Annotated in this window: 11 protein-coding genes; 5 read left to right on the top strand and 6 right to left on the bottom strand. The window is 58.3% G+C overall.

Annotation, left to right across the window (positions count from 1 at the left end; all coding sequences use genetic code 11):
- Nucleotides 1–110 precede the first annotated feature (110 nt).
- Nucleotides 111–971, top strand: coding sequence for a LysR family transcriptional regulator (locus tag ACMX25_RS34805; protein WP_414954424.1), 861 nt, complete (start codon nt 111–113; stop codon nt 969–971).
- A 289-nt stretch (nt 972–1,260) separates the two neighbouring features.
- The gene (locus tag ACMX25_RS34810; RefSeq protein ID WP_414954425.1) at nt 1,261–2,904 is read left to right on the top strand and encodes a tannase/feruloyl esterase family alpha/beta hydrolase; all 1,644 of its coding nucleotides are present in this window, start codon (nt 1,261–1,263) and stop codon (nt 2,902–2,904) included.
- 13 nt (nt 2,905–2,917) lie between these two features.
- Here the strand turns inward: ACMX25_RS34810 and ACMX25_RS34815 are convergent, their stop codons facing one another.
- Entirely contained in the window at nt 2,918–3,316 is a 399-nt protein-coding gene (locus tag ACMX25_RS34815; RefSeq protein ID WP_414954426.1) for a DUF3331 domain-containing protein, read from the bottom strand.
- Nucleotides 3,317–3,568: 252 nt separating this feature from the next.
- Here ACMX25_RS34815 and ACMX25_RS34820 point away from each other — a divergent pair, with 252 nt between their 5' ends.
- Nucleotides 3,569–4,225 carry a TetR/AcrR family transcriptional regulator gene (locus ACMX25_RS34820; protein ID WP_414954427.1) on the top strand — a complete coding sequence of 219 codons (657 nt, stop codon included), beginning with the start codon at nt 3,569–3,571 and terminating at the stop codon, nt 4,223–4,225.
- Here ACMX25_RS34820 and deoA read toward each other — a convergent pair.
- Nucleotides 4,222–5,550, bottom strand: coding sequence for a thymidine phosphorylase (gene deoA, locus ACMX25_RS34825; protein WP_414954428.1), 1,329 nt, complete (start codon nt 5,548–5,550; stop codon nt 4,222–4,224). The genes ACMX25_RS34820 and deoA overlap by 4 nt on opposite strands.
- Before the next feature lie 40 nt (nt 5,551–5,590).
- The gene (locus tag ACMX25_RS34830; protein WP_414954429.1) at nt 5,591–6,511 is read right to left on the bottom strand and encodes a LysR substrate-binding domain-containing protein; all 921 of its coding nucleotides are present in this window, start codon (nt 6,509–6,511) and stop codon (nt 5,591–5,593) included.
- Between the two features lie 183 nt (nt 6,512–6,694).
- Here ACMX25_RS34830 and ACMX25_RS34835 point away from each other — a divergent pair, with 183 nt between their 5' ends.
- Both ACMX25_RS34835 and ampC read left to right on the top strand, forming a co-directional pair.
- Nucleotides 6,695–7,099 carry a cupin domain-containing protein gene (locus tag ACMX25_RS34835; protein ID WP_414954430.1) on the top strand — a complete coding sequence of 135 codons (405 nt, stop codon included), beginning with the start codon at nt 6,695–6,697 and terminating at the stop codon, nt 7,097–7,099.
- A gap of 102 nt (nt 7,100–7,201) precedes the next feature.
- A complete protein-coding gene (gene ampC / locus ACMX25_RS34840) occupies nt 7,202–8,386 on the top strand; it encodes a class C beta-lactamase (protein WP_414954431.1) in 1,185 nt (394 codons plus the stop codon).
- A gap of 731 nt (nt 8,387–9,117) precedes the next feature.
- On the opposite strand, the gene ACMX25_RS34845 is transcribed toward ampC, so the two are convergent.
- The 3 genes from ACMX25_RS34845 to ACMX25_RS34855 all read right to left on the bottom strand — a co-directional run.
- Nucleotides 9,118–9,612: a hypothetical protein gene (locus ACMX25_RS34845; RefSeq protein ID WP_414954432.1), complete on the bottom strand. Its 495-nt coding sequence runs from the start codon at nt 9,610–9,612 to the stop codon at nt 9,118–9,120.
- Between the two features lie 172 nt (nt 9,613–9,784).
- Nucleotides 9,785–10,810, bottom strand: a complete 1,026-nt coding sequence (locus ACMX25_RS34850) for a DNA-binding protein (RefSeq protein ID WP_414954434.1) — start codon at nt 10,808–10,810, stop codon at nt 9,785–9,787.
- Between the two features lie 367 nt (nt 10,811–11,177).
- Nucleotides 11,178–12,434, bottom strand: a 1,257-nt coding sequence (locus tag ACMX25_RS34855; RefSeq protein ID WP_414950301.1) for an ISL3 family transposase, incomplete at its 5' end; no start/stop codon positions are given.

Genomic DNA, 12,434 nt, shown 5'->3' on the forward strand with positions numbered 1-12,434 from the left:
ACAATGTCGCGCGGGGTTGGCGCGATGTGACGATTTTAAGACTCTAAATGGCAATCGGGAACCCCGCTGGCCGCGTTGACTATCATCGGAAAACGCGATCACAATGCATCATGCTCAATCCAGTCTGGCTGAACACGTTCGCGACGGTGGCCGCGTCGCATAGTTTTACCGATGCCGGGCGCCAGCTCCGTCTCACGCAATCCAGTGTGAGCGAGCACATCCGGCGCCTGGAGGAACACGTCGGACGCCGGTTGCTCGTACGCGATACCCATTCGCTCGCGCTCACCGCCGACGGCGAAGCCATGCTGGTCCACGCGCGCATGATTCTGGACGCGATGACCCACGCCGAATTGCAGTTCCGCTCGCCGCGCCTCAGGGGCCGCGTGCGCCTGGGTTCCTCCGATGACCTCGCGCTCGGCCCTTTGCCCAGCGTGCTCGCGGCATTTCGCCGGACTCATCCGGATGTGGAACTGGAAATCACTATCGGCATGACGGGGCGGCTTTACGAGTTGCTTGAAGACGGGTCGATCGATTTGCTGATCGGCAAACGGCGCATTGGAGATCCGCGCGGCATTCCGCTGTTTTCCGGACAGCTCGAATGGCTTGGGCTCACGGGCACCGAGGTGGACCTCGATCAACCGCTGCCGCTGATTCTCGTCGCCGAGCCGAGCGTGACGCGCGCCGTGGTGCTCGACTCGCTGGCCGCGGTCGGCGCTCGCTGGCAAATGGTCTGCACAAGCAGTTCGTATGCAGGGTGCATCGCGGCCGCACGCGGTGGGCTGGGGCTCACCGTGCGGTCTCACTCCCTCGCGGGCAGGGGACTTTCGCCGCCGGTGAATCGCGCGGCGCTGCCCGAATTGCCGATGGTCGAATTCATCGCGTTAGGGGCGAAGCATTTGAGCCGCCCGGCTGAGACACTGCTGGAAATTCTGCAGAACAGCGATCTGAGGGGCGAATGGCCGGGAGAATGAGCGGCTGTTGTTCGGCCTGGCATGGCGCGTGCGGCAACGGCTGACATCATCGGGCGGGGTTTCATCGGATTAATTGCACTGCAGTGCCGAAGCGCAAACCGTGCAGCCCGGTTGTGCAAACGCAACGAACCAGGGCAATCGGATTTCTGCGGATAAGACGCTTCTTATATATTGTGCGGCGAAATTGTGCGGCAAATGCGCCGCACAGAACGCGCTGTCGGCTTTTCGCTTCAATCCTGGCAAAGCAGCTGATTGCAGTCAGGCACCGCAGCAATTCACTCACTAGGCGATGCCCCAAGCTACAACCCCTTTCCTGCGTGCATTCCTGCTCTTCGCCGCCTTGTTCGCGTGCAGCACCCACGCGAGCGCCGCGTCGTACGTCGTCAAGCATTGCGCCGAACTTGAAGGCCAGTCGGTGCCGGCATCGGTGATCGGTTTGCCTACCCGGGGCGCCACCATTCTGAGCGCGTCGGTGGTGGCCGCCGCCGCGCCGAAAAACCGCAATGGCGAATACTGCCGGCTGGTCGGCGTCATCAAGGCGCAACTCGATACCACGCCCGATATCCGCTTCGAAGTGAATTTACCGGCCCGCTGGAACGGTCGCGCCTTGCAGATGGGCGGCGGCGGTTATAACGGTGTGATCGTGAGCGGCACTGAGCCTACGGCTTTCGCGCCTTACGCTTCGCCGCTGGCCAACGGCTACGCGACCTTCGGCTCGGATTCCGGCCACGTAGGCAATTCCGGCCGCGCCGATTTCGCGATGAACGACGAAGCGGTGATCAACTTCGGCTACGGCCATCTCAAGAAAACCCATGACGTCGCGCTCGCGCTGATCATCATGGGCTACGGGCGCAAGCCCGAGCAAACCTACTTTGCCGGCGGCTCGACCGGCGGCCGCGAAGCGTTCACGGTGATCGAACGATATCCCGACGACTACGACGGCGTGATCGCCAACGCACCGGCGATCAACTTTTCGGGCGTGCGGCTGATGGGCGTGAAAGTAGGGCAGGCGGCGTATGGGACGCCCGGTGGTTTTGTGGGGCCGGTGCAGCAAAAACGCGTGGTGGAAACCGTGCTGCACGAATGCGACGGGCTGGACGGCGTGGTGGACGGCATCGTCTCGGACGTTGCGGCCTGCCGCGAACGCGAACCGCAAATCATCGCGCAACTGCGATGCGCAAACGGGCAACGGCCAACCTTACGGGACAGTTGCTTGTCCGAGGCGCAGCTTGCGACGCTCGAGGTTCTGCGCGATGGTTTTACGCTGCCGTATGGACTTGCCTATGGGGTCACGAAGTACTACGGCTACAACGTGTTCCAGGGCGTGGATTTTTCGAGCGGTCTGGGACTCGGCAATTCATCGGCGCTCACGCAGCCGTTGAGCTTCGACGCCAACGGCTATCTGTTCGCGCAAGGCGACAGTTACATGAAGTACTTCGTCTCGCATGACCTGCGCTTCAACACGCTCGGTTTCGACATCAACAATCCGGAAACCTACAAGTCTCGCCTGATCGATTTGTCGGCGACGGTCGGGGCGATGAACCCGGACATGTCAGCGTTCTTTGGGCACGGCGGCAAGCTGATCACCATGCACGGTCTCGCCGATGAGGTCATCAGCCCGAACCAGACCATCGCTTTCTACGAATCGCTGGTTGAGAAGTACGGTCAGAGTATTGTCGATTCCTTCATGCGGCTTTACATGGTGCCGGGATTCCAGCACGGCAACGGCGTGTTCATTCCCGCGTGGGACGAACTGGGCGCGCTCGACCGGTGGGTCACGATGAACATCGCGCCGGAGACGCTGGTCGGGACCGACATAGCGAGCGCGACCAATGGCCGGACCCGGCCGCTGTGCCGTTATCCCGGTTACCCGAGGTACATGGGTAAGGGCAACATCAACAACGCCGCGAGTTTTCGATGCGAGAACCCGTGAGCGGACGCTTACGTTATGAGTGAGTGCTCGTGCCTTGCGGCACCAGCTCTGACGCGATGATCATTGCGCCCGCATTGCCAGGCGGTGGCTGACAAGTTGCCGGCCGATAGATGAAATCACCCCGCTTGATGGACTTGCCGCTGACCACGCATTCGCCACCTTGCTTGGCCAATGCGACGCGCCATGTCTGATGCCCGTAATAGCCTGAAAGGGGGTCGCACCATGAGACCGTGGCAGTGCGTGGAGTGGGAAGTTCGATTACGCTGACCGTCAATGCTGCGTGATCGGCCCAGATGGTTTTTGCCGGGCGCCGCCGGGCAATTCGTGTGGCTTCATCGGCGACTTGCTGGGCGCGTGTGTTGTCGAGTAACGCGACGGTTTGAGACCATGCACTGGCATGTTGCTTGAGCATCTCACCTTTCCTTTACAAGAAATTCCGGACAGCCGGGCATCCCCGGCCTCACGACGAGGCAACCGCGTCATGCTGAATGGCGATTGCGCGAAGCGTCTGTTACGGAATATTATTCAACGAGTGATGAATTAGTGAGATAGTAGGCACTCAGGCGGTCGATGTCAAACGCCGCGTGAATCGATGCAGAAGCGGGGCACATTGCGTCGGTTAAACTTCGGGCCCACCTTACAGCTTTAGAATTCGGATCGAATCATGACAGCTTCAACCTCACGCCCAATGCAAGCCGGCAAGGAGAAACGCTCGCGCGGACGCCCCGCTTGCAGCGAGATCGCCGGCTCCGACGCATTGCTCAAAAGCGCGCGGCAGGCGTTCGTCAAGCGCGGGTTTGAGTCGACGAGTGTGCGTGAAATCGCACGGGACTCGGGTGTGGATCCAGCGCTCATTTCGCATCACTTTGGCTCGAAAGAGGCGTTGTGGATCGCAGTTGTCGAGCAGATAGCGCTGCATGCCACACCCATGATCGAAGCTACGGGGAAGCTACGTACTTCTGATCTGACGAAACGTCAGCGCGTCGAGCGGGCGCTGGCGCTTTTTATCGACAAGGTGTTCAGCGATCCGGATGTCGGGATATTTTTTTCGACAACGGCAACCGAGCAGGGCGAGCGGCTGGATGTACTGATGGACCGTCTTCTGCGTCCTTACCACGATGTGTTTGTCCCCCTTCTCGCCGATGCAATCGATTCAGGTGAACTGCCGCCCAACGACCCGGATGTATTGTTCGCGATGCTAACTAATGGCGTTGGCAAGACGGTGTCGTACAGTCACCTGCTGGCGGTATTTTCACCGCTGCCGAAAGACCCGGTGAAGTTCAAAGAGACGGTACTAGCCACCGCGCTGAGCATGCTTTAAAGCGGCTGGTCCATGAGGCAATACACCGTCGGCGGCACGGCCAGACCGTTCTCCGCGAACGAATACGCGGCCTGAATTTCGCTCGCGGCGCTTTGTGCGGCCGCCACGTCCCGAGCGTGCACAACCGCAAGCGGCTGGCCGGCATCGACATGCTGTCCAAGCTCGACGAGTTCCGTCAAACCGACCTGATAATCGATTTTGTCCTCGGGGCGGCGCCGTCCGCCACCCAGGCCAACGACCGTCAGACCCATTGCCCGGCAATCGATATGCGCAACACGCCCCGCACGCAGCGCGGCAACGGGCAAGACAACTGGCGCATGTCCCAAGTGACGATCGGGCACATCGAGCAAGTCACTCGGGCCGCCTAATGCGCTGATCATCCGCGCGAATCGTTCCGCGGCAGCGCCCGAGTCGAGTACCGCATTCAGCTTTACCCGAGCCTGAGCGAGATCATTGGCGAGACCGCCGAGCACGAGCATCTGTGCGGCCAACGCGAGCGTGACGTCATGTAGACGCGCCGGTCGAACGCGCCCCGCCAGGTAGTCAAGCGCGCACCGGATCTCCAGCGCGTTGCCCGCGCAGCACGCCAACGGCTGGTTCATATCGGTCAGCGCGGCGGTTGTCTTCAACCCGGCGCCGTTACCCACATCGACGATACTTCTCGCCAGTTCAACCGATTTCTCATAGGTCGGCATGAACGCACCTGATCCCACCTTGATGTCCATCGTCAGGCCTTCGAGACCCGCTGCGAGCTTCTTCGAGAGGATCGATGCAGTGATCATGGCGACCGATTCGACCGTCGCGGTGATGTCGCGGATGGCGTAGATTCGCTGATCGGCAGGCGCCAATTGCGCCGTTTGACCGATGATCGCGACGCCGGTGTCTCGCACGATGCGCTGAAATACATCGACGTCGGGCGCGATGTTGTAGCCGGGAATCGCGGCGAGCTTGTCGAGTGTGCCGCCGGTGTGACCGAGGCCGCGGCCGGAGATCATTGGCACGAAGCCGCCGCAGGCCGCGACCATAGGACCGAGCAGCAACGACGTCAGGTCGCCGACGCCACCCGTCGAATGCTTGTCGAGAACGGGACCCGGCAGATCGAACGAACGCCATTGCAGCACTTGCCCCGAGTCGCGCTGTGCGAGCGTGAGCGCCACGCGTTCGTCGATGCTCATGTCGTTGAAATACACGGCCATCGCGAAGGCAGCGACTTGCCCCTCGGTTACGCTGCCCTCGGTAATGCCACGCACGAAACCGGCGACGTCCTCCTGCGAGAGCGCTTGTCCATCGCGCTTTTTACGAACGATTTCCTGTGGCAAGAACATGGCTGGTTCCTTCGGAGGAGGGTCACGGTCGAATGGTCAGTCAAATTGCCGGGGATTCTTTCGTACTCGTACTTTCGGCCGTCGTTCCATCGGCGGCTTCCGCGACAATCCAGTGACGGAACAATTCAGTGGCGGGCGACATTCGCTTCGATTTCAGCCATGTCAGCCAGTAGCTGCCCGTTCTGACTTCGGTATCGAAAGGGCGAACGAGCAATTCTGCCTGAAGTTCACGGACAAACATCACAGGCGGTGCCAGCGCGATCCCCGCACCTTGTACGGCGGCCTCCACCATCAGGCGCGACGAGTCAAAAACCGGACCGTTGACTGCCCATGGATCAAGCCCGGCCGCGCTGAACCAGCCAATCCATTCGTCGGTGCGATACGAACGAAGCAAGGTCTCCTTAGCAAGATCACACGGCGTGGCAAGCCTTCTCGCAATGTCCGGTGCGCAAAGCACGGTCAGCGGAGCGTCGAGCAACATGACGTTGTGTGTCGCAGGCCAGGTTCCATCGCCAAAGCGGATTGCAAAATCCAGTCCCTCGGCTGCAAGGTCGACCAGGTTGTTATGGGTCAAGAGCCGCAACTCCACGAAGGGATGTGTCTCGCGAAACGATTTGAGCCGTGACAGCAACCAGCCGACCGCGAAAGTCCCGACCACGCCGACCGTCAGCACTTCGTGAAAATGCCCACCCTCGAATTGCTTGAGCACGCCCTCGATGCGACCGAATGCGTCGGTCAGGACGGGGAGGAGGGCGCGGCTTTCGTCGGTCATGCCGAGTCCACGCGGTAGACGTTTGAACAGCGTGGTTCCGAGCCGCTCTTCGAGCATTCGAACTTGCTGGCTGACGGCAGCCTGCGTCACGTTGAGTTCGAGCGCAGCGCGCGTGAAGCTGAGGTGCCGTGCCGACGATTCGAATGCGCGCAAGGCGTTCAACGGAAGATGAGGACGAATAGAGGACATGACATTAGTTTTTCTTTACCCAAACAGAAATTATGCTCGCTTGTAGAGGACTCGCAAAGAGACGATATTCTGCTCGGCACTGGTTATTTCCGCCCATGAATCTACTCGGCAGAGAAGGGGTCAATGACCCTTTCTGGATCCGCTGCAGTCGTTGTGGTTTCGATTTTGAACTGAAGAACACTTGTGAAATTGTGTCTTTCTGCTCCCAGGGTTCTTGGCGCCTTGTTGATTGCAATGCAATCTGCGACGACCGCCTATGCGGCGCCTTCTGCGAAGGAGACGCAGGTGCTGGAAAGAGTCAATGTGAACGGGACAAATCGCGAGATGGGAATGGGAATGTCCGAGTTTCCGCCTGGAGCCGAAAAACCGCGCCACATGGCGACGGGACCCGAGGTCTGCTACGTCGTGAAAGGCGAGATAATCTTGCAGGTACAAGGCCAACCGACGAAAGTCATTCGCGCGGGAGGGAGCTTCCAGATCGCGGCTAATGCGATTCACGTCACCAAGGCTGGGTTCCAAGGCGCGACAGTTATTGCAACCTGGGTGTCCACGCCCGGGGAGCCGTTTAACGTCAGTTTTCCTAAGTAAGCGCTAATGCGTGGCTCACGCGGTGCTCAAAATATCCAATTTTCAATGCGAAAGGTCGAGATAATTTTCGCCCTGTATCCAAGCTATTAACAAGGAGATTGCATGCGTCGCTGTTTTTTCAAACGCCTTTTGATTTCGACTTCGGTGTTGTCCTGCTTTATTGCTTCCGGCACATACGGGGAAAGTAGTCACAAACGAAAAGAGATCGCTGCTGTGATGGACGGCGTGATACGTCCGCTAATGCAGGAAAATCAGATTCCAGGCATGGCGGTCGCAGTGATCGTCAATGGCGAGAGTTACGTTTATAACTACGGTGTGGCATCACTGAAAACCCGGCAACCGATTACCGATAAAACTCTTTTCGAGATTGGGTCAGCTAGCAAGACGTTTACGGCGACGTTGGCTTCTTACGCTCAGGTCAAGGGCAACCTTGCGTTGACTGACAGCACCAGCAAATATTTGCCGTCTCTGCGCGGTAGCCACTTTGATAGCGTCAGTTTGCTGAATCTGGGAACGCACACCGCCGGCGGCTTGCCGTTGCAGGTGCCGGATGCTGTTCACAATGACGATCAACTGATGGATTATTTCCGGCAGTGGAAACCGTCTTACGCTCCCAGCAGCTACAGGGTGTATTCGAACCCGAGTATTGGCATGCTGGGCATGATCGCCGCGAAGAGCATGAATGAGCCTTTCGATGACGCTATCGAAAAGAAATTATTCCCTATGCTCGGAATAACGCACAGCTATATCAATGTGCCGGCGGAGATGAAGGACTATGCGCAAGGCTACACGAAGCAGGGCGCTCCGATCAGGCTGAGTGTGGGCGCTCTTTCTTCGGAAGCATATGGAATCAAAGCCAGTGCGCCAGACATGATTCGATTTGTGGCTGCCAACATGCAGATGATTAAGATTGACAGCGATCTGCAGCGCGCGATCAGCGACACGCATACCGGATATTTCAAGGCGGGTGAAATCACGCAGGACCTGATATGGGAACAGTATCCGTATCCCGTGGAACTGAAAACGCTGCTGGCGGGTAATTCCGACGCCATGGCTTATCAGGCGACGAAAGCGACTGAAATTAACCCTCCGCTGCAGCCGCAAGCGAATGCGTTGATCAACAAGACTGGGTCGACTAATGGTTTTGCAACTTACGTCGCTTTTGTTCCTGCGCGGAGATTGGGGATTGTCATGCTCGCTAATAAGAATTACCCCATCGCTCAACGCGTGACTGCTGCGTATCAGATACTGACGCGGCTTGGCGGGCAGATAAGGTCTAAGAACTGAGCGACTTTCTGCGTAGGTTGGCTGGATGATTGTTCAGCGGCTTGGAGCGTGGGCGGAACGTGTGAGCGACTGTGGAGTCGGCTTGGAGCTGGGAACTCCAAAGCCGCGCTTCCGTCCAGCAGATGTTTTCCATCGGCTAGATACGACAGGATCACGCGATATATTCACTTCGACTAAAACCGTGGGAAGCCGCGGGCTCGAGGACGCTGTGAGGACCGTGCTGCTTACGGCACGGTTCGACTGTTCGAGGCGAGAAGTTGTGGGGTTGCGGCGTCAAAAGGCATGTTTAAGGATGTCAATTTTGTATTTGACATAACATAAATTATCAACATTTTGTTTGTATCGGCAATATCCTAATGTCGTGTTTGAGCAAGATAGAAATGTCGTGTTTTGGTGCTGGAGTCCGAGAACCTAAAGTTCTAACCTTTTTATCGTTTTGGCGGCACTTTCACCAAAACTGTGCGATTCCGAGTTAGGTTCGTGAATTACTTCCACGAGAGGTCTGCCTCGAGAAAGTATGAGTTTTACGTCCAGCAATGAAAATGTCCTATGGTGGAAACGAGAGCCGTCGGGAATGCTCCAGCCTCCACCACAGAGCGCGACGCCGGGGTATATGGAAGTATCCCGCGCAAGCCTGTCTACTGCACTCCGACCATTTTTGAGGAAACCATGGAAGACGAGGCGTTTTTCTTCGAATGTGATGGATGCGGATTGAGGTTTTCGGCAGTGTTCTATGAAATTGCGCGGCAACTAGAGCGAGTCGATTTAGCATCGGAGATGCCGTCGATCCTCTCACCATCGAAGTTGACTCGGCGCTTAACGCTTAGCTCGAAAGGGCCACCTTTCTGGGTGAGAATCAGCCGCGTGCGAGGCAGGAGGCCGCGATACTCGCGCCGATCGAGATCCGTGCCTGCGCCGCGCGGGTAGCGCCATTCGACATAGCGGTCGAACGAATCGATTGTGCGCGCGTGTGACAGGTAGATACAGCGAGGACGCCAGCCCTTTGTGATCGGGCCTTGCAAGCTGACCTCCTCGCGGCGCACTCCCGATTTGGCAAGGACATCACCAACTTCAATACGTGCAATCTCGGTTATTCGCATCCCGCAAGTGACGCCCAGCAGCAGGATCAGCGTGTCGCGCTCCGGAAACCGGCTTGTCGCCTCAGTAACTCGCAGGAGGTGGCGGAATTTGGCGGCGGTAAGGACTTTGGCGTGTTTGGGTTCCATGTTTCCTTTCTCGGAATACGCTCGAAAATCGAGCCTGTTACGAGAGAAAAAACGTTGGGCGCTCCTTCCCAATATATCGCCCGCTGTGCCTCACTTCCTCGGAAAACCCGATGGCACAGCGGCGGGCGCCGCATGGCATCGGTCCAGCGACGTAACGGGGTCGACACTGAAGTCAGGATGCAGATCGCTTCCTCGTCGCGACCTTGGGTGTAGCGCGGCGAGGCTTGCTGGTCTCGACGGAGGGTAGCGGGCGCTTCCGCGTCGCCGCTTGGTTCGCGACGGTGGTCGCGAGTTGCAATCTCAGCGCGTCGAGTTCCCTGAGGTATGCCACATTCGAGCTGCGAAGCGCTTCCAGATTTCCCTCCACGACGCCTGCGCGATGACGCGCGTCGCCAACCTGAATCTGCAGCGCCTGGATTTCCTGCCGGTGCCGGGTCTCGCCCTGGTCCGCCCTGCGCGCGGCCGCTTCAAGCTCCTTCTGGGACCGTGCGTTCATGCCCCGCTCACGCTCGATCTCAAGGAGCGCCCGCTTCTCGGCTGCCCGCAAACGCTCTTCCGCGAGCTCAGCGCTGCTCCGCAGTTTGTCGAGTTCACCCGAAAAATCCCCCCTCGCCTGCACCAGTGCCCGGTCGCGCGCGCCGATCTCATCTTGCTGTCGGCTGATCTCGGTCTCAAGCGCCTGACGCTTCGCCTCGCCCGCGGCCTGCGCCTGCTCAAGGTCACGAATGCGCACCTGCGCGGCCAGCAGTGCGCTGGTGCGCTGTTCCAGTGCGGTCTCGGTGCGGCCCAGTTCCGCCTGCAGGGAAGTAACTGCACCCTGCGCGGCGACCTTCTCCGCTTCAGTCTCCGCGCGCAACGTCTCGAGCGCCGCTTGCGCCGAAGCGGTCGACCGGGTCCACAGCGTCGCGACCAGTTCGCCGGCGGCCGCCTGCAGGTCAGTCGGTAGATCAGGATGGTCGATCCGTACGCGGCTTTTCTGGCGCAGTTCGGCCCAGAACTCGCCAAGTACCTGAGTCGGCGTGCTCATGCTGCCGCGCTTGACCAACTGATACAGGCGGTTTGCGGTCGGCGTGACACCGTGCCGGAAGAACAGCAGCGCGCAGACCTCGCGATAGAGCTCGCGGGTCTTCGGCAATTCGGCCTTTAGGCGCTCGATTTCAGCAGTGATGCGGCTTTCGTCTGGCAGGACATCGGACACGGGATCGGTTTTCAGGAGGATATAGTAAATAATATAACGTAAACCGACCAATTTATAATCAATGAAAACATAATTTAGACATTATGACTATAATGTCGAGTAAAATAGCGCATTGTGTGAATTGACTACGTCCTCCGTTGGTTAAAGCAAATTTGTATCCATTCTTAAAGACTTTTTGTTCCCAGCCCCCTGGGCCGACATCGTCGTGCTGATGCGCCCGGCAGCTGGTGTTGCGCTCAACCGCCGCCCAGCAACGCGGAATATGATGGGCACGAACCAAGCAAAGATGATCCGGGACGCCGGCAACCCTACAAAATTGCTTAAAGTGTCAGCCGAAGGAACAATTTTGGTTAAAACTTTTGGTCCGTCAGTAAAATCTATGGGCGAGTTCTGGCTCAGGAAGTTTGCCAAGTACGTGATATAGCGAGAGTTCCGTCATTTTGAAGGTGCGATATCCATAGGCTTTTCTCATAGTGACTTTGGCTTTGTTGTTCAGTCCCTCAACGATGCCACTGGAGAACGCCTTTCGCGCCCGGAAATAGTTGAGCAACAGCTCTCGATGGGTGCGTACTGTGCGAGCGAATTTCTTGAGCGGGTCGATGCGCGAGCGCATGACCTCGCTGCACCACTGATCCAGGAATTTGCCTGCCCATGCGGGTGACTCGTAGTCCCAGAATTGCTGGAAGTATTCTTTGAAGAGGTAGGCCCGTACGCTCTTGAGGTTATAGCGCAGCACCTCACGCAGCTTGATGCGCTGGGAGTCGGTCAGGTTCCCCGGGCGCTTGAGCAGACACCAGCGCGACTTCTTAAGCACCGGCTCGTAGCCGTCCTTGACCAGTTGGCGTGCTTCGCCCGCACGGACCTCGTCGATGGCAAGATTGAGTTTAGCGACGATGTGAAAGCGGTCCAGAATGTTCAGCGCCCCTGTGCAATGCAGTTTGATCATGTCCAGATAGGGTTTCCACATGTCCGAACACACAAACTCGATGCCCTGCGCCAGTTCCGTGCCGATCATATCGAAGAACTTCTGGAACGCTTCTTTGGTGCGCTTCTCGCCCACCCAGAGCAGGCGCGTGCAGCCCGCCTCGATCTGGTAGACCAGTGTCAGATACTCATGACCACGACCGTAGGCGATTTCGTCCACGCCGATGGCCCGGATATGCCCCAGCTCGCGATGCTCCAGACCCCATTGCACGACATAGGCCACGGCCTGTTGGACCTTCTCCCAACTGGTGTGGAAGGACTGTGCCGTGTCCTTCCATGAAAGCTTGCGCGCCCAGTGCGCCAAGTACAGCATGTACGCCCTGGTCAACTGGTGCTTGCCCATTGCCCAGGGCACCTCCTCTACCTTGACCCCACATCGCCTGCATTCCACGCGCCTCATGCTGTACAGTAAAAACACCGCAAAGCCCCAGATCGGGATGAACTCGAAGCGGCGTTGGGGCAGTTGGTCGTAGCCCCTGGCGGGTTGATGGCATCCTGAGCAGCACGCTCTGGAGCCTTTGCGCGGGCGCACATCGATCTCGATAGTATTGCTATGCATGCACAAGCGCGCGGTACCGTAGACGAAGCCAGGGAAATGGTGGCAGGCATTAAGCAGACGAGTCAAAAGCATGAGCAACAA

The organism is Caballeronia eucalypticola (assembly GCF_047608185.1).
In the GTDB taxonomy this organism is placed as follows: domain Bacteria; phylum Pseudomonadota; class Gammaproteobacteria; order Burkholderiales; family Burkholderiaceae; genus Caballeronia.